The 25717-nt window shown below is 58.7% G+C and carries 24 protein-coding genes; 10 read left to right on the top strand and 14 right to left on the bottom strand.

Annotated elements, in window-relative coordinates; genetic code table 11:
- Positions 1 to 17: 17 nt before the first annotated feature.
- Complete coding sequence (locus tag MKS11_RS01225; protein WP_023319156.1) at positions 18 to 917, bottom strand: AraC family transcriptional regulator; 900 nt, start codon at positions 915 to 917, stop codon at positions 18 to 20.
- Between the two features lie 196 nt (positions 918 to 1113).
- On the opposite strand from MKS11_RS01225, the gene yqhD reads away from it, so the two are divergent.
- Both yqhD and dkgA read left to right on the top strand, forming a co-directional pair.
- Positions 1114 to 2277, top strand: coding sequence for an alcohol dehydrogenase (yqhD, locus tag MKS11_RS01220; protein ID WP_087770937.1), 1164 nt, complete (start codon positions 1114 to 1116; stop codon positions 2275 to 2277).
- Between the two features lie 144 nt (positions 2278 to 2421).
- Positions 2422 to 3249 (top strand): 2,5-didehydrogluconate reductase DkgA, encoded by an 828-nt coding sequence (gene dkgA / locus MKS11_RS01215; protein ID WP_087770938.1) that lies wholly within the window; start codon positions 2422 to 2424, stop codon positions 3247 to 3249.
- An 86-nt stretch (positions 3250 to 3335) separates the two neighbouring features.
- On the opposite strand, the gene MKS11_RS01210 is transcribed toward dkgA, so the two are convergent.
- From MKS11_RS01210 to MKS11_RS01185, 6 genes are all read right to left on the bottom strand, one after another.
- Positions 3336 to 5609: a YgiQ family radical SAM protein gene (locus MKS11_RS01210; RefSeq protein ID WP_176377247.1), complete on the bottom strand. Its 2274-nt coding sequence runs from the start codon at positions 5607 to 5609 to the stop codon at positions 3336 to 3338.
- A 33-nt stretch (positions 5610 to 5642) separates the two neighbouring features.
- Positions 5643 to 7055 carry a cell division protein FtsP gene (gene ftsP, locus MKS11_RS01205; protein WP_004205222.1) on the bottom strand — a complete coding sequence of 471 codons (1413 nt, stop codon included), beginning with the start codon at positions 7053 to 7055 and terminating at the stop codon, positions 5643 to 5645.
- Between the two features lie 83 nt (positions 7056 to 7138).
- On the bottom strand, positions 7139 to 7876 hold the full coding sequence (gene plsC / locus MKS11_RS01200) for a 1-acylglycerol-3-phosphate O-acyltransferase (RefSeq protein WP_004205223.1): 738 nt from the start codon (positions 7874 to 7876) through the stop codon (positions 7139 to 7141).
- Between the two features lie 191 nt (positions 7877 to 8067).
- Positions 8068 to 10326, bottom strand: coding sequence for a DNA topoisomerase IV subunit A (parC, locus tag MKS11_RS01195; protein ID WP_004205224.1), 2259 nt, complete (start codon positions 10324 to 10326; stop codon positions 8068 to 8070).
- Positions 10327 to 10446: 120 nt separating this feature from the next.
- A complete protein-coding gene (locus tag MKS11_RS01190; protein ID WP_284109351.1) occupies positions 10447 to 11316 on the bottom strand; it encodes a GyrI-like domain-containing protein in 870 nt (289 codons plus the stop codon).
- Positions 11317 to 11393: 77 nt separating this feature from the next.
- On the bottom strand, positions 11394 to 11801 hold the full coding sequence (locus tag MKS11_RS01185) for a YgiW/YdeI family stress tolerance OB fold protein (protein WP_023319161.1): 408 nt from the start codon (positions 11799 to 11801) through the stop codon (positions 11394 to 11396).
- A gap of 149 nt (positions 11802 to 11950) precedes the next feature.
- On the opposite strand from MKS11_RS01185, the gene qseB reads away from it, so the two are divergent.
- The 4 genes from qseB (at position 11951) to MKS11_RS01165 (ending at position 15040) form a co-directional block, all read left to right on the top strand.
- Positions 11951 to 12610 (top strand): quorum sensing response regulator transcription factor QseB, encoded by a 660-nt coding sequence (gene qseB / locus MKS11_RS01180; RefSeq protein WP_023319162.1) that lies wholly within the window; start codon positions 11951 to 11953, stop codon positions 12608 to 12610.
- Complete coding sequence (gene qseC, locus MKS11_RS01175; protein WP_087770940.1) at positions 12607 to 13956, top strand: quorum sensing histidine kinase QseC; 1350 nt, start codon at positions 12607 to 12609, stop codon at positions 13954 to 13956. Before qseB ends, qseC begins: the two co-directional genes overlap by 4 nt.
- A 106-nt stretch (positions 13957 to 14062) precedes the next feature.
- On the top strand, positions 14063 to 14644 hold the full coding sequence (locus MKS11_RS01170; RefSeq protein WP_023319164.1) for an NAD(P)H-dependent oxidoreductase: 582 nt from the start codon (positions 14063 to 14065) through the stop codon (positions 14642 to 14644).
- 81 nt (positions 14645 to 14725) lie between these two features.
- Positions 14726 to 15040, top strand: a complete 315-nt coding sequence (locus MKS11_RS01165) for a putative quinol monooxygenase (protein WP_004205233.1) — start codon at positions 14726 to 14728, stop codon at positions 15038 to 15040.
- Positions 15041 to 15113: 73 nt separating this feature from the next.
- Here MKS11_RS01165 and parE read toward each other — a convergent pair whose 3' ends face one another.
- Genes parE through nudF form a run of 5 tightly spaced genes read right to left on the bottom strand, consistent with a single transcriptional unit; the run spans position 15114 to position 19518 of the window.
- A complete protein-coding gene (gene parE, locus MKS11_RS01160; RefSeq protein WP_087770941.1) occupies positions 15114 to 17009 on the bottom strand; it encodes a DNA topoisomerase IV subunit B in 1896 nt (631 codons plus the stop codon).
- Positions 17010 to 17039: 30 nt separating this feature from the next.
- Entirely contained in the window at positions 17040 to 17615 is a 576-nt protein-coding gene (gene yqiA, locus MKS11_RS01155) for an esterase YqiA (RefSeq protein WP_004205236.1), read from the bottom strand.
- Entirely contained in the window at positions 17615 to 18442 is an 828-nt protein-coding gene (cpdA, locus tag MKS11_RS01150) for a 3',5'-cyclic-AMP phosphodiesterase (RefSeq protein ID WP_004205237.1), read from the bottom strand. Before cpdA ends, yqiA begins: the two co-directional genes overlap by 1 nt.
- A 24-nt stretch (positions 18443 to 18466) precedes the next feature.
- Positions 18467 to 18889, bottom strand: a complete 423-nt coding sequence (locus MKS11_RS01145) for a DUF1249 family protein (protein ID WP_004205239.1) — start codon at positions 18887 to 18889, stop codon at positions 18467 to 18469.
- Entirely contained in the window at positions 18886 to 19518 is a 633-nt protein-coding gene (nudF, locus tag MKS11_RS01140) for an ADP-ribose diphosphatase (protein ID WP_004205241.1), read from the bottom strand. The genes MKS11_RS01145 and nudF overlap by 4 nt, the downstream gene beginning before the upstream one ends.
- A gap of 196 nt (positions 19519 to 19714) precedes the next feature.
- Here nudF and tolC point away from each other — a divergent pair, with 196 nt between their 5' ends.
- The 3 genes from tolC to MKS11_RS01125 all read left to right on the top strand — a co-directional run bounded on the left by tolC (position 19715) and on the right by MKS11_RS01125 (position 23180).
- The gene (gene tolC / locus MKS11_RS01135; RefSeq protein ID WP_004205242.1) at positions 19715 to 21175 is read left to right on the top strand and encodes an outer membrane channel protein TolC; all 1461 of its coding nucleotides are present in this window, start codon (positions 19715 to 19717) and stop codon (positions 21173 to 21175) included.
- Positions 21176 to 21342: 167 nt separating this feature from the next.
- Entirely contained in the window at positions 21343 to 22014 is a 672-nt protein-coding gene (locus MKS11_RS01130) for a DUF1190 family protein (protein WP_284109350.1), read from the top strand.
- 5 nt (positions 22015 to 22019) lie between these two features.
- Positions 22020 to 23180 (top strand): glutathionylspermidine synthase family protein, encoded by a 1161-nt coding sequence (locus tag MKS11_RS01125; RefSeq protein WP_017899748.1) that lies wholly within the window; start codon positions 22020 to 22022, stop codon positions 23178 to 23180.
- 44 nt (positions 23181 to 23224) lie between these two features.
- On the opposite strand, the gene ygiD is transcribed toward MKS11_RS01125, so the two are convergent.
- On the bottom strand, positions 23225 to 24016 hold the full coding sequence (gene ygiD, locus MKS11_RS01120) for a 4,5-DOPA dioxygenase extradiol (RefSeq protein ID WP_049093667.1): 792 nt from the start codon (positions 24014 to 24016) through the stop codon (positions 23225 to 23227).
- A 185-nt stretch (positions 24017 to 24201) separates the two neighbouring features.
- On the opposite strand from ygiD, the gene zupT reads away from it, so the two are divergent.
- Positions 24202 to 24972: a zinc transporter ZupT gene (zupT, locus tag MKS11_RS01115; protein WP_017899746.1), complete on the top strand. Its 771-nt coding sequence runs from the start codon at positions 24202 to 24204 to the stop codon at positions 24970 to 24972.
- Between the two features lie 63 nt (positions 24973 to 25035).
- Here the strand turns inward: zupT and ribB are convergent, their stop codons facing one another.
- A complete protein-coding gene (gene ribB, locus MKS11_RS01110) occupies positions 25036 to 25689 on the bottom strand; it encodes a 3,4-dihydroxy-2-butanone-4-phosphate synthase (protein ID WP_017899745.1) in 654 nt (217 codons plus the stop codon).
- Between the last annotated feature and the right edge of the window lie 28 nt (positions 25690 to 25717).

The following is a 25717-nucleotide window of genomic DNA, read 5'->3' as shown; positions in this document are numbered from 1 at the left end:
TGCTCCCTCCCCCGGTCTTACATCCCCTGCATCATACGAATACGCGCGGCGTCTTCCCCGGGCGTCATCCCGAAGTAGCGCTTAAACTCGCGGCTGAACTGGGAAGGACTTTCATAGCCCACCTGTATCGCCGCCGCGCTGGCCTTCATACCGTCATGGATCATCAGCATGCGCGCCTTGTGCAAACGGTAGGTTTTCAGATACTGCAGAGGCGAAGTGCTGGTCACCGCTTTAAAATTATGGTGAAACGCCGACACGCTCATATTCGCTTCGGCCGCCAGCCGATCGACGCTGAGGTTTTCGGTGTACTGACTCTCGATATGCTTGAGCACGCGGCTAATCAGGCTGAAGTGGGTCTGCCGGCTGACCAGCGCCAGCAGCGCGCCGCCGCAGGGTCCCGTCAGCACATAGTAGAGGATTTCACGGACGATCTGCTTGCCAAGGATCCGCGCGTCCAACGGCCGTTCCATCACGTCGAGCAGCCGTTCAGCAGCGCACAAGATGTCCTCCGAAAGCACTGCGGAGTTTATCCCGCTGGAGGCAACGGCGGGCTGAAACAGCGGATCCTCGCCAATGTCCATCAGCAGCTCCTGCAGCTGCAGGATATCGACGTTCAGGCGCATCCCGGCCAGGGGCACCTCCGGGGTGGCAAAGGTTTCGCACTCGAAGGGCAGCGGTACGGTCAGCAGTAGATATTCGTTTGTATCGTAGCGAAACGTCCGCTCATTGATATAACCAATTTTATGGCCAGAAAAGAGAAAAACGATCCCCGGCTGGTACATCACCGGCATCCGCGGTCCCGGCTGCGTCCCGTACAGCAGGCGAACGTCAGGTAGCAGCGAACTTAACATTTCGTGCTTATCTTTCAGCTGGTTAACCTTCTCTGTCAGTGTCCGACATATCTCTGCGTGTTGCATTGCCACCGTCTCTCCCGATGTTTCTTCACCTATATATTGTGCGCAGGTCGCCACGGATTCTCCAGCCATATGGAGAAATAGGCAAGACATAGGCAGAAATGTGCATTGAGGGGCAGCGGCGCGAGGACCACAATAACCGTCATCGGGCAGCGGTATCGTCCCTGTCGGCAGTTTTACTCTTTGGAGGACCCAAGCAATGAATAATTTTGACCTGCATATCCCAACCCGCATTCTGTTTGGCAAAGGCGCGATTGAAAAGCTGCGTGAACAGATCCCGGCGGAAGCTCGCGTACTGATCACCTACGGCGGCGGCAGCGTGAAAAAAACGGGCGTCCTGGATCAGGTACTGACCGCCCTGAATGGCCTGGACGTCCTTGAATTTGGCGGCATCGAGCCGAACCCGTCTTACGAAACCCTGATGAATGCGGTGAAGCTCGCCCGCGAAGAGAAGGTCACTTTCCTGCTGGCGGTCGGCGGCGGTTCGGTGCTGGATGGCACCAAATTTATCGCGGCAGCAGCCCACTATGACGCCAACATTGATCCGTGGGAAATTCTGGAAACCTATGGCAGTAAGATCGCCAGCGCCATTCCAATGGGCTCGGTTCTCACTCTGCCGGCGACCGGTTCTGAATCAAACAAAGGGGCGGTGATTTCGCGGAAAACTACCGGCGACAAACGCGCGTTTATGTCTTCGCACGTTCAGCCGCAGTTCGCGATCCTCGACCCGGTCTACACCTATACCCTGCCGCCGCGCCAGGTCGCCAACGGCGTGGTTGACGCCTTCGTCCATACCGTCGAACAGTACGTCACCTACCCGGTTGACGGCAAAATTCAGGACCGCTTCGCCGAAGGCATTCTCCTGACCCTGATCGAGGATGGCCCGAAAGCGCTGCAGGAGCCGGAAAATTATAACGTGCGCGCCAACATTATGTGGGCCGCGACCCAGGCGCTGAACGGCCTGATCGGCGCTGGCGTGCCGCAGGACTGGGCAACGCATATGCTTGGTCACGAACTGACGGCGATGCATGGTCTCGATCACGCCCAGACGCTGGCTATCGTTCTGCCGGCGCTGTGGAATGAGAAGCGCGATACCAAGCGCGAGAAGCTGCTGCAATATGCTGAGCGCGTGTGGCATATCACCGAGGGCTCCGACGACCAGCGCATCGATGCCGCCATCGCCGCGACGCGCCAGTTCTTCGAGCAGATGGGCGTGCCGACCCGCCTTTCCGATTACGGTCTCGACGGGAGCTCCATCCCGGCGCTGCTGGCGAAACTGGAAGAGCACGGCATGACCAAACTGGGCGAGCATCAGGATATCACCCTGGACGTCAGCCGCCGTATCTACGAGGCTGCCCGCTAAGTTACCCCGCCTGATTCACCTCTCCTTACGTTAAACAAACGTCGGGGAGGGGTGTTTTTACTACCGTTTTTAGCTATTTCGTCCAGACTTAATGCTACCCCTCGGCGGATCCTGCTTCGCCGAGTTCATTAACAGGAGGAAGGCATGACACATCCAACCGTTATAAAACTAAACGACGGCAACCTGATGCCGCAGCTGGGTCTCGGCGTGTGGAAAGCTGGCAACGAGGAAGTCGTCTCCGCCATTCATAAGGCGCTGGAAGTCGGTTATCGCTCTTTTGACACCGCCGCCGCGTACCAAAATGAGGCTGGCGTCGGCAACGCGCTGCAAAGCGCTGGCGTCAATCGCGATGAGCTGTTCATCACCACCAAGCTATGGAACGACGATCAAAAACGGCCGCACGAGGCGCTGAAAGAGAGTCTCAGCAAGCTGAAACTGGACTATGTGGATCTCTATTTAATCCACTGGCCGGTGCCGGCTATCGGCCATTACGTCGAGGCCTGGCAGGCGCTGATTGAGCTGCAGCAGCAGGGGCTGGCGAAGAGCATCGGCGTGTGTAATTTCCAGGTGCCGCATCTGCAGAAGCTGATTGATGAAACCGGCGTCGCGCCGGTGATCAACCAGATAGAGCTGCATCCGCTGCTTCAGCAGCGGCAGCTGCACGCCTGGAACGCCACCCACAAGATCCAGACCGAATCCTGGAGCCCGCTGGCCCAGGGCGGTAAGGGCGTCTTCGATCAGAAAGTCATCCATCAGCTGGCTGATAAATATGGTAAAACGCCGGCGCAGATTGTCATCCGCTGGCATCTCGACAGCGGTCTGGTGGTGATCCCGAAATCCGTCACGCCGTCGCGCATCGCTGAAAACTTTAACGTCTGGGATTTCCGCCTGGATAAAGAGGAACTGGGTGAGATTGCGAAGCTGGATCAGGGCAAGCGTCTGGGTCCTGACCCGGATCAGTTCGGCGGATAACAGGTAAAAAAGCCGGGCTGCGCTGATGCGTGCCCGGCTTGAGAAACCACCCGGCCAGCGAAACGCAGCCGGGCGCAAAGTCAGGCTTAACGCCCGGCGACTTTACCCCGTTTGACGGGCTTTTTCGCCGTTGCGCCACCGTTAGAACGCTGATGCGCAATCGGCGTGTGCTTGGTCAGCGCCGGGCGGGTATGACGGTTCTGGCGACGCGCTTCGCGCATCTCATCCAGGGTCGGCGCCGGCACCAGGCAGTCGCGACGAGAGCCAATCAGGTGTTTCTTGCCCATCGCCTCCAACGCCTGACGGATCAGCGGCCAGTTGGCCGGATCGTGATAGCGCAGCAGCGCTTTGTGCAGACGGCGTTGTTTATCGCCCTTCGGCACCACCACCTCTTCACTCTTATAGCCGATCTTGCCCAGCGGGTTTTTGCCGGTGTAATACATGGTGGTCGAGTTCGCCAGCGGCGACGGATAGAAGTTCTGCACCTGGTCGAGACGGAAGCGGTGCTTCTTCAGCCACAGCGCCAGGTTCACCATGTCTTCATCACGGGTCCCCGGGTGGGCGGAGATAAAGTACGGGATCAGATACTGCTCTTTACCCGCCTGCTTCGAATAGGTGTCGAACAGCTCTTTAAAGCGGTCGTAGCTGCCCATTCCCGGCTTCATCATCTTCGACAGCGGGCCCTCTTCGGTATGCTCCGGCGCGATCTTCAGATAGCCGCCGACGTGGTGGGTCGCCAGCTCTTTAATATAGCGCGGATCTTCGACCGCGATGTCATAGCGTACCCCGGAGGCGATAAGGATCTTCTTGATGCCCTTCAGCTCGCGGGCGCGACGGTAAAGGTTGATCGTCGGCTCATGGTTGGTATCCATGTGCGGGCAGATATCCGGGTAGACGCAGGAGAGACGGCGACAGGTCTGCTCGGCTCGTGGCGATTTGCAGCGCAGCATATACATGTTGGCGGTGGGTCCGCCGAGATCGGAGATCACGCCGGTAAAGCCCGGCACCGTGTCGCGAATGGCTTCGATCTCATTGATGATCGAATCCTCAGAACGGCTCTGGATAATGCGTCCTTCGTGCTCGGTGATCGAGCAGAACGAACAGCCGCCGAAGCAGCCGCGCATGATGTTGATAGAGAAGCGGATCATCTCATACGCCGGGATGCGCGCATCGCCATAGGAAGGATGCGGCACGCGCTTGTAGGGCAGCGCGAAAACGCTGTCCATCTCTTCGGTGGAGAGCGGGATTGCCGGCGGGTTGATCCAGATGTAGCGCTCGCCGTGCTTTTGCATCAGCGCCCGGGCGCAGCCGGGGTTGGTTTCATGGTGCAGAATGCGCGAGGCGTGAGCGTACAGGACCTTATCGCTTTTCACCTTCTCGAAGGAGGGCAGCAGCACATAGGTCTTTTCCCACGGTTTTGGCCGCGGCGGCTGCACGACAACGGCTTTAGCCTCGGCTTTTTTCGGGGCCACCGGTTTGTTGTCTGCACACGGCAGATCTTCACCATACGGGTGCGGGATGGGGTCGATTTTGCCCGGGGTATCCAGACGGGTGGAGTCAACGCCGCTCCAGCCCGGGAGGGCCTCTTTCACCATGATGGCGGTATTGCGCACATCGCGGATCTGATCGATGGTTTCGCCTATCGCCAGGCGATGAGCCACTTCCACCAGCGGACGCTCGCCGTTGCCGAACATCAGCATATCGGCCTTGGAGTCCACCAGCACCGAGCGGCGCACGGTATCGGACCAGTAATCATAGTGGGCGGTACGGCGCAGGCTGGCTTCGATGCCGCCGAGGATCACGGGCACATCTTTCCACGCCTCTTTACAGCGCTGGGTGTAGACCAGGGTGGCGCGGTCCGGACGCTTGCCCGCTACGTTGCCGGCGGTGTAAGCGTCATCATGACGCAGCTTACGGTCGGCGGTGTAGCGGTTGATCATCGAGTCCATGTTGCCGGCGGTCACGCCGAAGAACAGGTTCGGTTTGCCCAGACGCATGAAGTCGTCTTTGGTGTTCCAGTCCGGCTGGGAGATGATCCCCACGCGGAACCCCTGCGCTTCCAGCATTCGGCCGCAGATGGCCATCCCGAAGCTCGGGTGGTCGACGTAGGCGTCGCCGGTCACCAGAATAATGTCGCAGCTATCCCAGCCAAGTTGATCCATCTCTTCACGCGACATCGGTAAAAATGGCGCAGGGCCGAAACAGGCAGCCCAGTATTGCGGCCAGGAAAAAAGGTCACGATCCGGTTGGATCAGGGATATTGCGCTCATATTGCTTCCGGGGAAAATGATAAAAAAATAACCAAAAGGGCGTGGATTATAAGCCGGAATGATAGTGGAAATGAAGGAGGATTTTCTCAAACCCTGACCGTATGCCGGCCAGGGTCGAAGAGATTATGGCGCAGGATTCACCAGCATCTGGCCAATCGAACCGCGGTCGGCCAGCTCCAGCGTCTGGCTCAGATACTGGAACGGGAAGTGCGGCCACGACGGCTGGGCGTAGTAGACCAGCAATTCGACCTGCCCGTCGACCCACACGGTGTCCTTCCAGCCGCGGTCTTCCGGGAAAGGGGTCGAACCGTTGACGTTACGGATCTGGAACATCACCCCTTCAATATGGAACGACTGCGGGCGGTCGGCGCGCACTGTCCAGCGCTCCCAGGTCCCCTGCTGCGCCGTAATATCAATACGCTGCGGATCCCATAGCTGGCCGTTAATCCCTGGATCGTCGCCGAGGGTGATATCCCGGCTGCGGATCGGCGTACCGGAGAGCAGCTCGGTCGGCAGCAGACGCACCGGCAGACTGTCGGTGACCAGCGGCAGCAGCCCGGTCGGGCGCAGGGTCAGCACCAGCGTGGAGACCAGAATGCTGGACGGTTCAAAAAAGCCGCGGATACGGTCGACAATGCTCGCCGCTTCGCCGCAGGTAATGGACACTTCATCGCCGTTGGTCATATCGACCAGGATTTCACGCCGTTCCCCCGGCGCCAGCGACAGCTGCTTGAGCGAAACCGGCGCCGGCAGGAACCCCTGGTCGCCGGAAATGACATGCAGCAGTCGGCCATCGCTCATCTGTAGCTGATAGCGCCGGGAGTTGGAGGCGTTCAGCAGGCGCAGTCGCACCCAGCCGCGCGACACTTCGACATAGGGGCTCTGCACGCCATTGACCAGCAGCGTGTCGCCGACGAAGCCGCCGCTGCCCGGTTCGCTATATTCCGGCGTGCCGAAGTTATCCAGCCGTTTATCCTGAATTATCACCGGGAAGTCATCGACGCCATAGTGGTTAGGGATCGGCAGGTTCTTGCTCACCTCATCCTCCACCAGCCACATGCCGGCCAGACCGTTATAGACCTGCTTCGCCATCCGGTTCGGCGTATTGGCCTGGTACCACAGCGTCGCCGCACTCTGGCGGATCGGCAGCACCGGCGCCCAGTCGGCGTTCGGCGACATCATGCGCGCCGCGCCGCCGATCAGCGGGCCCGGCACCTGCAGGCCGCGGATGGTCATCGCGACGTTCTCTGTCAGACGGTTGCTGTAGATAAGCTTGACGTCGTCTCCGCTCCAGACGCGGATCGTCGGCCCCATATAGCGGCCATTGATCCCCCAGACGGGGGCGCGGGTGCCTGGCGTAAACGACCAGTGCGAACGCTGCAGCGTCAGAAACAGCGGCTGACCGCGACGGGATTCCAGCAGCGGCGGAACCGGCAGCGCAGGCTGCTGGCCGGCGGCATGGGCCTTCAGCGGCGCGGCGCCAGCGCACAGCGCTACGCCGGAAGCCTTAATAAACTGACGCCGACTGAGTGACATATTAACTCCATGACATACTGACAAATGAAAAAGGGAATTCGTTTCCCGCCAGCAATACGCGCGCGGTGGCGGCGTTTCCTGTCTTATTGCTTGCCGGCCGCTTCGCGCTCGGCCACTTCGTTGTCCAGCTCAGCGATTTTGGCGGCCATCAGCTCGCGGCAATGCGTCGCCAGCGCGCGCACGTTGTCTTTACCGAACTGGCTGGTATCCACCGGCGGCAGCATTTCCACAATCACCAGACCGTTGTTCCAGCGATTGAGCTTTATTTTATTCGATGTATTCGAGACACACACCGGAATAATCGGCACTCCGGCGGCAATAGCCGCGTGGAAGGCGCCGGTTTTAAACGGCAGCAGACCGCGGCCGCGGCTGCGGGTCCCTTCCGGGAACATCCAGAACGAAATTTTACGCTTTTTAAAGGCGTTAACGACCTCGGCAATGGTGCCGTGCGCTTTGGTTCGATTATTACGGTCAATCAGCAGATTACCGGTCAGCCAGTACAGCTGGCCAAAGAACGGGATCCACAGCAGGCTCTTTTTCCCCACGGTAACCGTCGGGGCCTGCACGATGTTAGACGCCGTCACCATATCATAGTTGTTCTGGTGGTTAGCGATGTAGATCGCGTTGCCATAGCTTTCCGCGTCGGCAGGTTTGCGCAGCTCCACCTTGAGGCCAAACACCGGGGATAAGCGGCCAAACAGATGGCCGAAAGTGGCAACGTGTTTTGGATTACGCGGGCTGAACAAGCAGTACAGACAGCCAAGTATGCACACCACGATGCAATAAATGACCACGAAAATTACTCGAAAAATGAATAGCATAGCTACCTCTAAAACCCAAACCGCTTAGAATTATTCGCTGCTGGCAGAAGGCAGGCTCACGAGTTCTGCGCAGGCCGGGACCGTTCTTCCTGGGTCCCTGATGATGGACATTGTTAATCGCAACGCCTGAATAAACAACGATTTTGCGGCATTTTTTCGCCTCCTCCCGTCAAAGACGGGAGGAGAAGCGCTTACTCTTCGCTATCGCCTGCCGCGGCGCGGCGCGGCGAGTCAATTTCAACACGGTCTATTTTCTGCAGCCCGCGCATCAGCGAACCGCGGCGGCCGCGCTCGCCGGTGACTTTTTGCAGCTCTTCCGGACGCAGTTTGATCTTCCGTTTGCCGACGTGAATGGTCAGCGTACTCTGCGGCGGCAGGACAAACAGATGTGCGAGACCGTCCTGTCCGGCGGCGGCTTCCGCCGCGGGAATGTTGATGATTTTGTTGCCCTTGCCTTTCGACAGCTGCGGCAGATCGCTGACCGGGAACATCAGCATCCGCCCGGCGGCGGTGATGGCCAGCAGCATATCGGACTCGTCCTCAATGACCAGCGGCGGCATCACATGCGCGTTGTCAGGCAGGGTGATCAACGCTTTACCGGCGCGGTTGCGCGCCACCAGATCGTTAAAGGTGCAGACAAAACCGTAGCCGGCGTCGGAGGCCATCAGCAGTTTCTGATCGTCGCCTTCCATCAGCATATGTTCCACGGTCGCGCCCGGCGGCAGCGTGAGCTTACCGGTCAGCGGCTCACCCTGGCCACGCGCCGAGGGCAGAGTAATCGGATCGATGGCATAGCTGCGCCCGGTAGTATCGATAAACACCACCGGCTGGTTGCTCTTGCCCTTCGCCGAGGCTTTCCAGCTGTCGCCCGCCTTATAGCTTAAGCCCTGGGCGTCAATGTCGTGCCCTTTGGCGCTGCGCACCCAGCCCATCTGCGACAGAACGATAGTCACCGGCTCAGACGGCAGCATGTCATGCTCGCTCATCGCTTTCGCTTCTTCACGCTCGTGAAGCGGCGAGCGGCGATCGTCGCCGAAAGCATCGGCATCGGCCTGCAGCTCTTTCTTCAGCAGATTGTTCATCTTACGTTCAGAGGCCAGAATCGCCTGCAGCTGATCGCGCTCTTTTTCCAGCTCGTTCTGCTCGCCGCGGATCTTCATCTCTTCCAGTTTGGCGAGATGGCGCAGCTTCAGTTCCAGAATCGCTTCCGCCTGGGTTTCGCTGATGGCAAAGCGCGACATCAGAGCTGGCTTCGGCTCATCTTCCGTGCGGATGATCTCAATGACTTCATCGATATTAAGGAACGCCACCAGCAAACCTTCGAGGATATGCAGGCGCTTAAGGACCTTCTCTAACCGGTGGTTCAGACGGCGACGTACGGTATCACGACGGAACACCAGCCATTCGCTGAGGATCTCCAGCAGGTTTTTTACCGCCGGGCGGCCGTCGAGACCGATCATATTGAGGTTGATGCGGTAGCTCTTCTCCAGATCGGTGGTGGCGAACAGATGGTTCATCACCTGCTCCATATCCACCCGGTTGGAGCGCGGGACGATCACCAGACGGGTCGGATTTTCGTGGTCCGATTCGTCGCGCAAGTCATCCACCATCGGCAGCTTTTTATTGCGCATCTGCGCCGCAATTTGCTCCAGAACTTTGGCGCCGGAGACCTGGTGCGGCAGCGCGCTGATCACTACCGCGCCGTCCTCTTTGCTCCACACCGCGCGCATGCGCACAGAGCCGCGTCCGTTCTGGTAGATTTTGCGAATTTCCGCCCGCGAAGTGATGATCTCCGCCTCGGTCGGGAAATCCGGCCCCTGGACGATATCCAGCAGTTCGTCGAGGGTCGTTTTCGGCTGCTCAATCAGCGTAATCGCCGCTTTCGCTACTTCACGCAGGTTGTGCGGCGGAATATCGGTCGCCATGCCCACCGCGATGCCGGTGGTGCCGTTGAGCAGAATGTTTGGCAGGCGCGCCGGCAGCATTTTCGGCTCCTGCAGCGTGCCGTCAAAGTTTGGCACCCAGTCGACCGTCCCCTGCCCCAGCTCGCTGAGCAGCAGCTCGGCATACTTCGACAGGCGGGATTCGGTGTAACGCATGGCGGCGAAGGATTTCGGATCGTCCGGCGCCCCCCAGTTCCCCTGGCCATCCACCAGCGGATAGCGATAGGAGAAGGGTTGCGCCATCAGCACCATCGCTTCATAGCAGGCGCTGTCGCCGTGCGGGTGATATTTACCCAGCACGTCGCCGACGGTGCGGGCGGACTTTTTGAATTTGGCGCTGGCGTTCAGCCCCAGTTCGGACATCGCATAGACGATGCGACGCTGGACCGGTTTTAAGCCATCGCCAATAAACGGTAATGCCCTGTCCATGATCACGTACATGGAGTAGTTCAGGTAAGCATTTTCCGTAAATTCATGCAGCGCAAGGCGCTCTGCCATATCGCTCATTAATCGTGGATCCTCAATCTGGGTACCGACCGTTCGGACGGCAAAACTACCCGCGATAATACCCGATCTCACGCCCTGAGTCACAGGCCGTGAGATCGGTTGAGGATTCCGTCACCTTAATCAGGCCAGCGGCAGATAAATATCGGTTTGCAGCTCATGCTCAGCCACCTCATGGACAAAATTGAGGTAACGGAAGTACACCGGAAAATCCCGTAACGTCTCGCCTGAAGCGGGTAACCAGTCGCGATAGAGAAACCAAACGCTGTTCGCCAGCGTGTCCAGCGAGCCGTGATGGCGCACGACGGCGCAGCGTCCGCCGGGGATTTCGCCGTTAATCACGCCAAAGGCGTTTTGACCGACCGGCCGTGCGACCGTACCGCAGATGTCAAAACGAAATTCCCCCTGCGGGGTGGTCTGCGGATCGTCCCAGGCGATCCCCCAGGTATCGCAGGTGGTGATGGGCGATAATCCGCTCGTTTTACGCCAGGCAATAAAACGCGCGGCGGTGGCGTTGACAAGGTCCGGGCTGCCGCGATGTTGCAGTACGGCTATCCGGGTGGTGGGGAACGAAATAATGTTGACGTCCATCGACGTTTGCTCCTGTAGCGTATGTTTCGGTACGCGCCGATGCCACTCGGCCCAGTCCGGTTGCTGACGGAACTGGGTCGGGCTTTGGTCAAACGCGGTACGGAAGGCACGACTGAACGACTCCGCATTCTGAAATCCGGCATCAAGGGCAATATCGATGACTTTATCGCGGGGGTTGAACGCCAGGCGCCAACAGGCGCGTCGCAGACGCAACCACTGAATATACCGGTACAAGGGAATGCCGGTATAAGCGCTAAATTGCCGGTGAAAATGGTAAGGCGAACTGTGCGCTATCGCGCTCAGCATCTCCAGCGACAGCGGCTCATCAAGATGGTGCGCAATGTACCTACAGACGCGCTGAAAGCGCCCGACATACGCCGGGCTGGCCTTAATATCGTTCATCGTCTCCTCCTCGCGACATACTCTGACAGAGCGAGGATAGCGATGCCTGACCGATCTTGCGCTTATCCGACGGAGACTTATGGCGCGATTTTACGGATCTGTTTAACGTCGATTTCCACCGAGTTCCAGTCCTTATCGACTTCCCCCTGAATTTCTACCGTGTCCTGTGGGCCGACGGTGACGCCGTTCCAGCGTTTGTGGTCGATATCGACATTGATCACTCCGGTAGCATCCTGGAACTTATACAGATCGTCGGAAACGCGCTCGGTGATTTTGCCGCGCAGGGTCACCCAGGTATCGTCCCGCAGCGATTTGACATTGGTGACGGTGGTGACCGCGCCGCTCGGGCCGGTGAAGCCGCCGCCCTGGGTGGTTGAACTTGCCGGCGTGGTCGCAGAAGGACCGGTATACCCGCCCTGTCCGGCAGCCAGCACCGGCATGGAAACCAGGGCAACGATCGCGGTCATCGCAGCAATTTTCTTCATGATGTGTTCTCCCTTCGTGTTGATATGGCTCCTATTACGCCCGACAAAACTTAACGACTTCTTAAGCGGAAAAAAGAAATTTTAATGCTGTACATCACCCGCTTCAACGCGGTTTACTGCGCAAAGAATCAGGATCGTCAGAGGGAAACATGCGCATATTATTGGTGGAAGATGACAAGTTAATCGGCGATGGCATCAAGGCCGGGCTGAGCAAAATGGGCTTCAGCATCGACTGGTTTACCGCCGGGCTGGAGGGCAAAAACGCCCTATACAGCGCCCCCTACGACGCGGCAATTCTTGATCTCACTCTTCCTGGCGTTGATGGCCTCGATATTCTGCGCGAGTGGCGCGACAAAGGCCGCCATGAACCGGTGCTGATCCTCACCGCCCGCGATGCGCTCAGCCAGCGGGTGGAGGGGCTGCGCCTGGGCGCCGATGATTATCTGTGCAAACCTTTCGCCCTGATTGAGGTAGCGGCCCGCCTCGAAGCATTGATCCGCCGTGCCCACGGCCAGAGCAGCAGCGAGTTGCGCCACGGCAAGGTACGCCTTGACCCGAACCGCTTAACCGCCAGCCTCGACGGCGAAAGCCTGACGCTGAAGCCGAAGGAGTTCGCCCTGCTGGAACTGCTGCTGCGTAACGCCGGGCGCGTGCTGCCGCGTAAGCTTATTGAAGAAAAGCTCTACAACTGGGACGACGAGGTCTCCAGCAACGCCGTGGAAGTTCACGTCCACCATCTGCGGCGCAAACTCGGCAGTGAATTTATCCGCACCGTCCACGGCATCGGCTATACCCTGGGTGACGCATGAAACGACTTGCCCGCCTGAGCCTGCGCCTGCGCCTGACGCTGCTGTTTGCCGTGCTGACCGCCGCCGCCTGGGGCGTGGCCAGCGTGATCGCCTGGCAGCAGACCAGTAAAAAGCTGGATAAGCTGTTTGATACCCAGCAGCTGCTGTTCGCCCGCCGCCTGAGCGCCATGCATTTCGATGAACTGCGCGCCCCGCCGGTATCGCTCGGGGAAAAGAAAAAGGTGCGCCACGGGCATATCGACGACGATGCGCTGGCGTTCGCCATCTTCACCCGCGACGGCAAAATGGTGCTTAACGACGGCGAGAACGGAGAGGATATACAGTGGCACTCGCAGCGTGAGGGCTTTAGCGATGGCTACCTGCGCGGCGATGATGACGAGTGGCGCTTCCTGTGGTTAACCACCGCCGATGGCCGCCACCGCATCGCCGTCGGCCAGGAGTGGGATTATCGCCGCGAAATGGCGATGGACATTGTCACCTCGCAGCTCACTCCGTGGATGGTCGCCCTGCCGCTGATGTTCGTGCTGCTCATCGTGCTGTTAAGCCGCGAACTGGCGCCGTTGAAACATCTGGCGCGCACGCTGCGTCTGCGCGCGCCGGACTCGGCGGAATCGCTCAGCGTGGAGAAGATCCCCCCTGAAGTCCGCCCACTGGTCGAAGCCCTGAATCAGCTGTTCCAGCGCACCCACGACGTCATGCTGCGCGAGCGTCGGTTTACCTCTGATGCCGCCCACGAGCTGCGCAGCCCGTTGGCGGCGCTGAAGGTGCAGACTGAAGTCGCCCAGCTCTCTCTGGACGATCCACAAGGGTGGGAGAAAGCCCTGGCTCAGCTCCATCAGGGGATCGATCGCGCCACCCGTCTGGTGGATCAGCTGCTGACGCTGTCGCGGCTGGACTCGCTCGCCCAGCTGGACGACCTGCAGCCGGTCGCCCTCGACGACCTGCTGCAGTCGGCGGTAATGGAGATGTACCACCCGGCGCAGCAGTCCGGGATTGAGCTGCGCCTGCATCTTAATGCCTCTGGCATCTCCCGCACCGGCCAGCCGCTGCTCCTCAGCCTGCTGGTGCGCAATCTGCTGGATAACGCGGTGCGCTACAGCCCGCGCGGCAGCCAGGTCGATATCACCCTCAACGCCCGCGAGTTTCGGGTCCGCGATAACGGCCCCGGCATCAGCCCGCAGGCGCTGGCGCGCATCGGCGAGCGTTTCTATCGCCCACCGGGTCAGGATGCTCCGGGCAGCGGCCTGGGCTTGTCTATCGTCCGGCGCATCGCCTCGCTGCATGGCATGCGCGTCGAGTTTGCCAACGCCCGCGACGGCGGCTTCGAAGCCCGCGTTGGCTGGTAGCGGGATTATTGCTCATTTAGCAAAAGACTTTGCACATTTTGCTCATTTTACTGCCCCGCTTCGCGGGGTAAGATCGTCGGCAAATTTTCAAGATTGAGGACAAATGATGAGCAACATCCTGATTATCAATGGCGCAAAAAAATTCGCCCACTCGAATGGCCAACTGAACGACACCCTGACCGAGGTCGCGGAGAGTTATCTGCGCGACGCCGGGCACGATGTTAAAAGCGTTCGCGCCGAAAGCGAGTACGACGTAAAAGCCGAAGTGCAGAATTTCCTCTGGGCCGATGTGGTGATCTGGCAGATGCCGGGCTGGTGGATGGGCGCCCCGTGGACGGTGAAAAAATATATGGATGACGTCTTTACCGAAGGCCACGGTTCGCTGTACGCCAGCGACGGCCGTACCCGCTCCGACGCCAGCAAAAAATATGGCTCCGGCGGCCTGGTGCAGGGGAAAAAATATATGCTCTCCCTGACCTGGAACGCGCCAATGGAGGCCTTCACCGACAAAGAGCAGTTCTTCCACGGCGTTGGCGTTGACGGCGTTTACCTGCCGTTCCATAAAGCCAACCAGTTCCTGGGTATGGAGGCGCTGCCAACCTTTATCGCCAACGACGTGATAAAAATGCCTGATGTCCCACGGTATATCGCAGAATATCGCAAGCATCTGGCGGAAATTTTTGGTTAACTAGGGGTCTATGCTCTACATATTTCGAGTTATTGGAACCTGGAGTATGACAAGATCCACACAGAAGGAGTTGAGTTAACCATGTTAACAGTGATTGCAGAAATCCGTACCCGTCCGGGCCAGCACCACCGCCAGGCGGTTCTCGATCAGTTCGCGAAAATTATTCCGACCGTTTTGCAGGAAGCCGGCTGCCACGGCTATGCGCCTATGGTGGATCATGCCGCTGGCGTCAGCTTCCAGACCACCGCTCCTGACTCTATCGTCATGGTGGAGCAGTGGGAAAGCGTCGCGCATCTTGAAGCGCACCTGCAGACCCCGCACATGAAAGCCTGGTCGGAAGCGGTCAAAGGCGATGTGCTGGAGACCACCATCCGTATCCTGCAGGCCGGCGTCTAAGCCCGCCGACGCTGAAACGGAATAAGAAAAGGGAGCCTGAGGCTCCCTTTTACGTCTGGCGCAGCGTGCGGTCTTACACTTCCAGGTCCGCCATATCGCCCTTCTCCTGCAGCCAGTTGCGACGGTCTTCAGAACGCTTCTTGGCCAACAGCATATCCATCATCGCCGTGGTCTGCTGCTCATCCTCATCGCTGATCACCAGCTGCACCAGGCGGCGGGTATTTGGGTCGAGGGTAGTTTCCCGCAGCTGCATCGGGTTCATCTCGCCGAGACCTTTAAAGCGCTGGACGTTTGGCTTGCCTTTCTTGCGCTTCAGCTGCTCCAGCACGCCGGTCTTTTCTTCTTCCGTTAGCGCGTAGTAAACCTCTTTGCCGAGGTCGATACGGTACAGCGGCGGCAGCGCCACGTAGACGTGCCCCTCTTTCACCAGAGTCCGGAAATGTCTCACGAACAGCGCGCACAGCAGCGTGGCAATGTGCAGGCCATCGGAGTCCGCATCCGCCAGGATACAAATTTTGCCGTAGCGCAGCTGGCTTAAATCATCGCTATCCGGGTCAATACCAATCGCCACCGAAATGTCGTGCACTTCTTGCGAAGCTAACACTTCATCGGAAGAGACTTCCCAGGTATTAAGGATCTTGCCTTTCAGCGGCATGATCGCCTGATATTCACGATCGCGCGCCTGCTTGGCTGACCCGCCCGCCGAGTCCCCTTCGACGAGGAACAGTTCGGTACGGTTCAGATCCTGGGCGGTGCAGTCGGCCAGCTTACCCGGCAGCGCCGGACCGCTGGTCAGCTTTTTGCGCACCACTTTCTTGGCGGCGCGCAGACGACGCTGGGCGCTGGAGATGGCCATCTCCGCCAGCAGCTCCGCAGCCTGCACGTTCTGGTTCAGCCACAGGCTGAAGGCGTCTTTCACCACGCCGGAGACGAACGCCGCGCACTGACGCGACGACAGGCGCTCTTTGGTTTGCCCGGCGAACTGCGGATCCTGCATCTTCACCGACAGCACGTAGGCGCAGCGATCCCAGATATCTTCCGCCGACAGTTTCACCCCGCGCGGCAGAATATTACGGTACTCGCAGAACTCACGCATCGCGTCCAGCAGCCCCTGGCGCAGGCCGTTGACGTGCGTCCCGCCCTGCATGGTCGGGATCAGGTTGACATAACTCTCGGTCAGCAGCTCGCCGCCTTCCGGCAGCCACAGCAGCGCCCAGTCCACTGCCTCCGTCTCACCGGAGAAGGTGCCGACGAAGGGTTTTTCCGGCAGCAGCGGCAGGCCGTTCACCGCTTCGCTAAGGTAGTCGTTAAGGCCATCGGCATAGCACCAGCTCTGCTCGCTGTTGTTGACCTGATCGCGGAAAACAATTTCCACGCCCGGGCACAGCACCGCTTTCGCTTTTAACAAGTGGGTCAAACGCGAAACGGAGAAGCGCGGACTATCGAAGAAGCTTTCGTCAGGCCAGAAATGGACGCTGGTCCCGGTGTTGCGTTTACCGCAGGTGCCGGTGACGTGCAGGTCTTCTGCTTTCTCACCATTCTCAAAGGCGATGCTGTAGACCTGACCGTCGCGACGCACGTTGACCTCCACGCGTTTAGACAGGGCGTTGACCACCGAAATCCCCACCCCGTGCAGGCCGCCGGAAAACTGGTAGTTTTTGTTGGAAAACTTACCGCCCGCGTGCAGTCGGCAGAGGATCAGCTCAACCGCCGGCACCCCCTCTTCCGGGTGAATGTCGACCGGCATCCCGCGCCCGTCGTCAATCACCTCGAGGGACTGGTCGGCGTGAAGGATCACTTCCACGCGTTTGGCGTGGCCTGCCAGCGCTTCGTCCACACTGTTATCAATCACTTCCTGACCAAGATGGTTAGGACGGGTGGTGTCGGTATACATGCCCGGACGGCGGCGCACCGGCTCTAGCCCGGTGAGTACCTCAATGGCATCAGCGTTATATGAAGATTGCGTCATGGTGTGTATTCGTAGGTCGTTCAGGGCCGTTTAGCGCAGGCCGAGAAATTCGATAATCTGAGTGAAATGATCGTCAAAGCCGACAAATGCGTGATTACCGCCCTCCTCCACCGTCTGCCGGCAGGAGGCGTAGTAATGAACGGCCTGGCGGTAATCAAGCACTTCATCCCCGGTCTGCTGCAGCAGCCAGAGTAAATCCGGCGCTTCGAGCGGGTCGATTTGCATGACTTTGAGATCGTAAATATGGCGAGACTCTAGCACATATTGCTGCCCGGTGTACGGATTCTCATTGTGGCCGAGAAAATTGTTCAGCAGCTCAAACGGCCGCACCGCCGGGTTAACCACGACCGCTGGCAGCATAAAGCATTGCGACAGCCAGGTGGCGTAGTAGCCGCCCAGCGACGACCCTACGACCCCCAGCGGCTCGCCGCCGTGCTCCAGCACGATGGACTCCAGCAGCTCCGCCGTTTCCGCCGGGTAAGGCGGCAGCTCAGGCACCACCATGGCGATCTCAGGATAGTGCTGCGCCAGCCAGGTCTTTAACGCCGTCGCCTTCGCCGAGCGCGGGGAACTGTTAAAGCCGTGCAGATAAAGAAGCGTCGCCATCAGTAGCCTTCTGAAGCAATATCCGGATGAAACGCCGCGCCTTCCAGGCGGCACACTTCGGTGGTCAGCGTTCCGTCAGGGTGAAGCTCCAGCCAGCGCCAGCCCGGCGACACCGTATCGAGGGTGAAATTGGCGCAGTGCGGCTTGAACTGAACGCAGGTCGACGGCGTCGCCATCATACGTCGGCCATTCCAGTCGAGATCCAGTTCCTGATGAATATGGCCGCACAGCAGATGCTTCACCCGCGGCCAGGCGCTCAGCGCGCTGTCCAGCGCGCCGGCGTTGCGCAGACTGTGTTGATCCAGCCAGCTGCAGCCGGCCGGCAGCGGATGATGATGCAGCAGAAGTAAGGTATAACGCTCCGGCGCCTCCGCCAGCTTATGTTCGAGCCATTCCAGCTGGAAGTCGCTCAGCTCGCCATGGGGAACGCCAAACACCTGGCTGTCCAGCAGCAGGATCTGCCAGTGGTCGCCGAGAAACACGCGCTTGGCGGGGGAAATACCCGACTCCTGCAGGGTGCTGTACATCGCCGGCTGGAAATCATGGTTGCCCGGTAGCCAGACGCAGGGTGCAGCAAAACTCGCGATGCCCTCAGCAAAATGCTGGTAGGCCGCGGAGGAGTGATCCTGCGCCAGATCGCCTGTTGCGACAATCAAATCGCATGGACGCTGTGAGGCATGAATGGCCGACAGTACGGCCTGATAGCTTTCCCAGGTATTGATGCCTAACAACGTTTCATGTTTTTCAGCAAACAGGTGAGTATCAGTAATTTGTAAGATCCTGACTCTGGCCTCACCAGCCAGAGGTAGGTTTAACAGGCTTTCCAAATGGTGTCCTTAGGTTTAACGACGCTAACAAACCGGAATCGCCATCGCTCCATGTGCTAAACAGTAACGCAGCCAGTCGGCCAGAAACTGGTTAATTTGATGCTTTTCGTCGCGTTGATGCAACTTTTTATTAGGATAATCATATCGCGCTTTGAAGCGAAAGATCTGCTGACTCGAACACACTTCGGCCACCATGGCGTCATGGTAGAGGCGAACGGTCATGGATGGCAGACTCCAGTAGCTCACCGCTGGCAGAGTCTGCTCTATCGCCACCAGAGTAGTGTAGCGGGTTGATTCCGTTATCGTTAACCGATATTGCGCGCTTCCCACCTGATAGCTCACCTTCTCACCCGCTGCATCCGTTCGCGGCAACAGGCGGCGCAACTGGGCGAAATTGGTCTCGCACAGGCGCATCATCTCAGGGAAGTCAGGTGTATAACGCTTCATTTTGTCCACTCGTTTCGTAAATTGTGATAATGCAATTGCAGCCATTGCAAGGCGATGACAGAGGCTGCGTTGTCGATTTTCCCCTCTTCTACCCACTGGTAAGCCTGTTCCCGGCTTACCACATGCACCCGAATATCCTCATTTTCCTCGGCCAGGCCGTGAATGCCTTTTGCCGTCGATGCATCAACTTCGCCCACCAGGATCGATAACCGTTCACTGGTGCCGCCAGGACTGGCCAGATAGCTTAATATTGGTTTCGTCCGCCCAACTTCAAGCCCGGCCTCTTCCAGCGCTTCCCGACGGGCGACATCTTCCACCGTCTCACCCGCCTCGATCATGCCGGCGACCATTTCCAGCAGCCAAGGGCTCTCGCTGGTATCATAGGCGGCGATACGGATTTGTTCGACCAGCACCACTTCGTCCCGCACCGGGTCAAAGGGTAGCAAGACGGCGGCATGCCCGCGCTCAAAAATTTCACGGGTGACTTCGCCGCTCATGCCGCCGTTAAACAGGCGGTGGCGAAAACGGTATAAATCGAGTGAAAAAAAACCACGATACAGCGTTTCGCGTGCAATAATTTCTACATCATTTTTGGAGAAGGTAATTCCCTGGTGGATGGGTTTGCTCATTGTTATGTCCTGCTAATCCGAAATGAGGGATTTCCAGACCGTTTGGCTACCGTTTTACGGTCCGTATGTTAGATTGGTGCAAATTACCGCCGGATGGCACGTAACGCCAACTTTTTACGGCGGCAGAATCGATACAATCAGCGGAATTTTTCTTAGAATTAGACCAGCGCTAAATGCTTCACAACAAGGAATGCAAATGAAGAAATTGCTCCCCATTCTTATCGGCCTGAGCCTGACCGGGTTCAGCGCCATGAGCCAGGCGGAAAACCTGCTTCAGGTTTACCAGCAGGCGCGCATCAGCAACCCCGATCTGCGTAAATCGGCAGCCGATCGTGACGCCGCATTCGAAAAGATCAACGAAGCGCGCAGTCCATTACTGCCTCAGCTCGGGCTGGGAGCGGATTATACCTATACCAGCGGCTTCCGTGATTATAAAGACCAGAATTCTAACGTCACCAGCGGCTCGCTGCAGTTAACGCAGGTTCTGTTTGATATGTCGAAATGGCGCGCCCTGACGCTGCAGGAAAAAGCGGCAGGCATTCAGGATGTCACGTATCAGACCGATCAGCAAACGCTGATTCTGAATACCGCGACGGCCTATTTCAAAGTGCTGGCCGCCATCGATACGCTCTCTTATACCGAAGCGCAGAAACAGGCTATTTACCGTCAGTTGGATCAAACCACCCAGCGCTTTAACGTCGGTCTGGTGGCGATCACCGACGTGCAGAACGCCCGCTCACAATACGACGCCGTGCTGGCGAACGAAGTGACCGCGCGTAACGATCTCGACAACGCCGTGGAAGAACTGCGCCAGGTTACCGGCAACTACTACCCGGAGCTGGCCTCCCTGAACGTAGACGGCTTCAAAACCAGCAAACCGCAGGCGGTGAACGCCCTGCTGAAGGAAGCGGAGAACCGCAACCTGTCGCTGCTGCAGGCGCGTCTGAATCAGGACCTGGCCCGCGAGCAGATTCGCCAGGCGCAGGACGGCCATTTGCCGACCCTGGATTTAAACGCCTCGTCTGGCGTTTCCAACAACCGCTACAGCGGCTCAAAAAGCATCTCGCAAGATGCTGATATCGGTCAGAATAAAATCGGCCTGAGCTTCTCCCTGCCGCTGTACCAGGGCGGGATGGTTAACTCGCAGGTCAAACAGGCGCAGTACAATTTCGTCGGCGCCAGCGAGCAGCTGGAAAGCGCTCACCGCAGCGTGGTCCAGACCGTGCGTTCTTCGTTTAACAACGTGAATGCCTCTATCAGCAGCATCAACGCCTACAAACAGGCGGTGGTCTCTGCGCAAAGCTCCCTGGATGCGATGGAAGCTGGCTACTCGGTGGGTACCCGTACTATCGTTGACGTCCTCGACGCCACCACCACGCTGTACAACGCCAAACAGCAGCTCTCTAATGCGCGCTACAACTACCTGATCAACGAGCTGAACATCAAGTCGGCGTTAGGTACGCTGAACGAGCAGGATCTGATCGCCCTGAACAATACCTTGGGCAAACCGATCTCGACCTCTGCCGACAGCGTCGCGCCGGAAAATCCGCAGCAGGATGCTACTGCCGATGGTTACGGCAACACGACTGCGGCTATGAAGCCGGCGTCCGCACGGACGACGACCCATAGCAGCGGCAGCAATCCGTTCCGTCAGTAATTTTCATACTGTGACGCGCATCGCCTGTCCGTCGGACAGGCGATGCGTTAAACGTAAGGCAACGTAAAGATCCCCCGCTTAGCGCCCCTCTTCGCTTCATTTTCCACCACTCATCCTCTATCCTGAGCGTTAACACACGCCATACCACTGGGTCCTGGAAGACAAATATGAAACGGACAAAAAATATTAATCATTCGTCGTTCCGCAAAAGCTGGAGCGCACGCCACCTGACGCCGGTCGCCCTGGCCGTCACCGCGGTCTTTATGCTTGCCGGTTGTGAAAAAAGCGACGAAACGGTCTCGCTGTACCAGAACGCCGATGACTGCTCCGCCGCCAACCCGGGCAAAGCAGCCGAATGCACCACGGCCTACACCAACGCGGTGAAAGAGGCAGAGCGCACCGCGCCGAAATATGCCACCCGCGAAGACTGCGTCGCCGAGTTTGGCGAAGGTCAGTGCCAGCAAACGCCTGCCCAGGCGGGCGTCGCCCCGGAAAACCAGGCCCAGGCGCAAAGCAGCGGCAGCTTCTGGATGCCGCTGATGGCCGGCTACATGATGGGCCGCCTGATGGGCGGCGGCATGGCGCAACAGCAGCCGCTGTTCAGCTCCAAAAACCCTGCCAGCCCGGCCTACGGTCAGTACACTGACGCCAGCGGTAAGAGCTATGGCGCCGCCCAGCCGGGCCGCACCATGAACGTGCCGAAAACCGCGATGGCGCCGAAACCGGCAACCACCACGACCGTCACCCGCGGGGGCTTCGGCGAGTCGGTGGCGAAGCAGTCGACTATGCAGCGTAGCGCCGCAGGCTCAAGCTCTTCTTCTCGCTCAATGGGCGGCTAAGCAACATGGAAAGAGTCAGCATTACCGAGCGCCCGGACTGGCGCGAGAAAGCGACCGAATACGGCTTCAACTTCCACACCATGTACGGCGAGCCCTACTGGAGCGAAGAGGCTTATTACAAGCTGAGCCTCGCCCAGGTGGAAAAGCTGGAGGAGGTCACCGCCGAGCTGCATCAGATGTGTCTTCAGGTGGTGGAAAAAGTGATCGCCAGCGATGAGCTGATGGCCAAATTCCGCATCCCTAAACACACCTGGGGCTTTGTGCGCCAGTCGTGGAAAACCAACCAGCCGTCACTTTACTCACGTCTCGACCTGGCCTGGGATGGCGTCGGCGAGCCGAAGCTGCTGGAGAACAATGCCGACACGCCAACCTCGCTGTATGAAGCGGCCTTCTTCCAGTGGATCTGGCTGGAAGACCAGCTCAACGCCGGCAAGCTGCCGGCGGGCAGCGACCAGTTCAATAGCCTGCAGGAGAAGCTGATCGATCGCTTCGGTGAGCTGCGCGAGCAGTTTGGCTTCCAGCTGCTGCATATGGCCTGCTGCCGCGATACCGTTGAAGATCGCGGCACCGTGCAATATCTGCAGGATTGCGCCGCCGAGGCGGGGCTGGCGACGGAATTCCTCTACATCGAAGATATTGGGCTGGGTGAAAAAGGCCAGTTTACCGATCTCCAGGATCAGGTGATTGGCAACCTGTTCAAGCTCTATCCGTGGGAGTTTATGCTGCGGGAGATGTTCTCCACCAAGCTGGAAGACGCCGGCGTTCGCTGGCTGGAGCCGGCGTGGAAGAGCATCATCTCCAACAAAGCGCTGCTGCCGATGCTGTGGGAAATGTTCCCCAATCACCCAAATCTGCTGGCGGCTTACTTCAGCGAAGATGCCCATCCGGAGATGGAGAAGTACGTCATTAAGCCGATCTTCTCTCGCGAAGGCGCCAACGTATCGATCGTTGAACAGGGCAAGGTGGTGGAGTCGGTGGAAGGTCCGTATGGGGAAGAAGGCACTATCGTGCAGGAATTTTACCCGCTGCCGAAGTTTGGTGACAGCTACACGCTGATTGGCAGCTGGCTCATCAACGATCAGCCCGCCGGGATCGGCATTCGTGAAGACCGGGCGCTGATTACCCAGGATCTGTCGCGTTTCTATCCGCACATTTTCGTCGAATAATGTCGCGCTCCGGCGACGATATCGCCGCCGGAGCTCAATTTTTATCAGGCGCCAACCACCACCGACAGCATACTCAGCGAGCCCATCTCGATGCCATCGACCGGGGTCGAAATCGCCTCCACGCCATCCCATGCCCCCAGCACGTATAACAGCGGCAGGAAATGCTCCGCCGTGGGGTTGGAGAGCGAGCCCCCTTCGTGTGCCAGGTAGTTAACCAGCGGGTGCTGATCGTCCGGGCCCTGCCACTGCAGATTCGCCTTCACGTAGTTGTTGAAGGACTCCGCCCACGGATACGGCGTGTTCTCGCCATGCCAGCGGGCGGTACGCAGGTTGTGCACCACGTTGCCACTGGCCACCAGCATAATCCCTTCATCACGCAGCGAGGCCAGCTTTCGCCCCATTTCGAGATGCCAGGCCGGCGGTTTGGTGCTGTCGATGCTCAGCTGAACCATCGGGATATCCGCATGCGGATACATCTTGATCAGCACGCCCCACGAGCCATGGTCAAATCCCCAGGCTTCTTTATCGAGAGTGACCGGCACCGGCGAGAGCAGCTCCACCAGCCGTTGCGCCAGCGCCGGGGAGCCCGGCGCCGGGTAATGGGTGTCATACAGCGCCTGCGGGAAACCGCCGAAGTCGTGAATGGTCTTCGGGGCCTCCATCGCCGTCACGCCCGTACCGCGGGTGAACCAGTGCGCAGAGACCACCACGATCGCTTTCGGACGCGGCAGGGTTTCGCCCAGGTGAGCCCAGGCGCGGGTATAGCGGTTGTCTTCCAGCACGTTCATTGGGCTGCCATGGCCGAGAAACAACGCGGGCATTCGGGTACGGGACATGATGATATCCTTAGGGTGTCAATGTGATGTGCTCACATTACGCGCTTTTGCGCCAGGATAAACTCAGATAACCATGATGATGATCGTCAGAAAATTTGAATGTAATTCGCGGTAAAGGGAGCTGTCCCGTACGCGCATCCTCAGGCAATATACTCCTATGCACTTTTTTCGCAGGGAGAGAAGCGATGTCATCACCCTTAATATTGACGCTGTTAGCCGGTAGCGCAACCTTTATAGGCGCCATTTTCGGCGTGATTGGCCAGAAACCCTCTAACCGCCTGCTGGGCTTCTCCCTCGGCTTTGCCGCCGGGATCATGCTGTTGATTTCGTTGATGGAAATGCTGCCTGCCGCGCTGGCCGCCGAGGACATGTCGCCGCTGCTCGGCTACGGAATGTTTGTTTTCGGCCTGCTGGGCTACTTTGGTCTCGATCGCCTGCTGCCGCATGCCCACCCGCAGGATTTGATGACCCCCGCCGCGCCGCGCCCGCGCAATTTACGCCGCACCGCCATTCTACTGACGTTGGGTATCAGCCTGCATAACTTTCCGGAAGGGATCGCCACCTATGTCACGGCCAGCAACAACCTCGAGCTTGGCATGGGAGTGGCGCTTGCCGTCGCCCTGCACAATATTCCTGAAGGACTGGCCGTTGCCGGGCCGGTATATGCCGCCACCGGATCGCGCAGTAAGGCGGTGCTCTGGGCCGGTCTTTCCGGCATGGCGGAGATTTTGGGCGGCGTGCTGGCGTGGCTGATTCTGGGTAGCCTGGTCTCGCCGATGGTCATGGGCGCAATCATGGCCGCCGTCGCCGGGATTATGGTGGCGCTGTCGGTCGATGAACTGATGCCGCTGGCGAAAGAGATCGATCCGCAAAGCAACCCGAGCTATGGCGTCCTGTGCGGGATGTCGGTGATGGGGCTGAGTCTGGTGGTGCTCCAGACGATGGGCATCGGTTAAGGCACAGAAACAAAACAGCCCACTAATAAGCGGGCTGTTTTCACTGGCGTTGTGAGCCGCTGATTAGCTGGCTTTACGCTCATGTTCGCGACGATAGGCCACCAGATCTTCAATCGTGACCACCGCCATATTGTGCTGCTGAGCGAACGCGATGCACTCCGGCGCGCGCGCCATGGTGCCATCGTCATTGGTCAGCTCGCACAGCACGCCTGCCGGTTTGAAGCCAGCGAGGGTCACGAGGTCAATAGTGGCTTCGGTATGGCCGCCGCGGGTCAGTACGCCGCCCGGCTGCGCCCGCAGCGGGAAAACGTGGCCAGGACGGTTGAGATCGGAAGGTTTCGCGCCGTCGGCAATCGCCGCGCGGACGGTGGTCACGCGGTCAGCAGCGGAAACGCCGGTGGTCACGCCTTCCGCCGCTTCGATGGTGACGGTAAAGCCGGTGCCGTAGGCGCTGGTGTTGTTCTCCACCATCATCGGCAGATCCAGCTGTTTGCGGCGATCTTCAGTCAGGCACAGGCACACAATGCCGCTGCCGTGACGAATGGTCAGCGCCATCTGCTCTACGGTCATGGTTTCGGCGGCGAAGATCATATCGCCTTCGTTTTCACGGTCTTCATCGTCAAGCACCATCACGCCGCGGCCTTCGCGCAGAGCGTCCAAAGCGTGTTCCACACGTTCAAAAGCGGTACCAAAAGAAGAAAGGAGCGTCTGATTCATGGTAAAAAAACCTCATTAAAATTATGGT

The sequence above is a fragment of the Klebsiella sp. K5-45 genome (genome assembly GCF_030128605.1).
Taxonomy (GTDB): domain Bacteria; phylum Pseudomonadota; class Gammaproteobacteria; order Enterobacterales; family Enterobacteriaceae; genus Klebsiella; species Klebsiella quasipneumoniae.
Note: the sequence above shows the minus strand (reverse complement) of the source record. Positions and strands in the feature narration are given on the sequence as shown.

Coding starts and splice junctions, on each gene's coding strand:
- MKS11_RS01225 (WP_023319156.1), bottom strand. CDS start 917: ATGCAACACGCAGAGATATGTCGGACACTGACAGAGAAGGTTAACCAG.
- yqhD (WP_087770937.1), top strand. CDS start 1,114: ATGAATAATTTTGACCTGCATATCCCAACCCGCATTCTGTTTGGCAAA.
- dkgA (WP_087770938.1), top strand. CDS start 2,422: ATGACACATCCAACCGTTATAAAACTAAACGACGGCAACCTGATGCCG.
- ftsP (WP_004205222.1), bottom strand. CDS start 7,055: ATGTCACTCAGTCGGCGTCAGTTTATTAAGGCTTCCGGCGTAGCGCTG.
- plsC (WP_004205223.1), bottom strand. CDS start 7,876: ATGCTATTCATTTTTCGAGTAATTTTCGTGGTCATTTATTGCATCGTG.
- parC (WP_004205224.1), bottom strand. CDS start 10,326: ATGAGCGATATGGCAGAGCGCCTTGCGCTGCATGAATTTACGGAAAAT.
- MKS11_RS01190 (WP_284109351.1), bottom strand. CDS start 11,316: ATGAACGATATTAAGGCCAGCCCGGCGTATGTCGGGCGCTTTCAGCGC.
- MKS11_RS01185 (WP_023319161.1), bottom strand. CDS start 11,801: ATGAAGAAAATTGCTGCGATGACCGCGATCGTTGCCCTGGTTTCCATG.
- qseB (WP_023319162.1), top strand. CDS start 11,951: ATGCGCATATTATTGGTGGAAGATGACAAGTTAATCGGCGATGGCATC.
- qseC (WP_087770940.1), top strand. CDS start 12,607: ATGAAACGACTTGCCCGCCTGAGCCTGCGCCTGCGCCTGACGCTGCTG.
- MKS11_RS01170 (WP_023319164.1), top strand. CDS start 14,063: ATGAGCAACATCCTGATTATCAATGGCGCAAAAAAATTCGCCCACTCG.
- MKS11_RS01165 (WP_004205233.1), top strand. CDS start 14,726: ATGTTAACAGTGATTGCAGAAATCCGTACCCGTCCGGGCCAGCACCAC.
- parE (WP_087770941.1), bottom strand. CDS start 17,009: ATGACGCAATCTTCATATAACGCTGATGCCATTGAGGTACTCACCGGG.
- yqiA (WP_004205236.1), bottom strand. CDS start 17,615: ATGGCGACGCTTCTTTATCTGCACGGCTTTAACAGTTCCCCGCGCTCG.
- MKS11_RS01145 (WP_004205239.1), bottom strand. CDS start 18,889: ATGAAGCGTTATACACCTGACTTCCCTGAGATGATGCGCCTGTGCGAG.
- nudF (WP_004205241.1), bottom strand. CDS start 19,518: ATGAGCAAACCCATCCACCAGGGAATTACCTTCTCCAAAAATGATGTA.
- tolC (WP_004205242.1), top strand. CDS start 19,715: ATGAAGAAATTGCTCCCCATTCTTATCGGCCTGAGCCTGACCGGGTTC.
- MKS11_RS01130 (WP_284109350.1), top strand. CDS start 21,343: ATGAAACGGACAAAAAATATTAATCATTCGTCGTTCCGCAAAAGCTGG.
- MKS11_RS01125 (WP_017899748.1), top strand. CDS start 22,020: ATGGAAAGAGTCAGCATTACCGAGCGCCCGGACTGGCGCGAGAAAGCG.
- ygiD (WP_049093667.1), bottom strand. CDS start 24,016: ATGTCCCGTACCCGAATGCCCGCGTTGTTTCTCGGCCATGGCAGCCCA.
- zupT (WP_017899746.1), top strand. CDS start 24,202: ATGTCATCACCCTTAATATTGACGCTGTTAGCCGGTAGCGCAACCTTT.
- ribB (WP_017899745.1), bottom strand. CDS start 25,689: ATGAATCAGACGCTCCTTTCTTCTTTTGGTACCGCTTTTGAACGTGTG.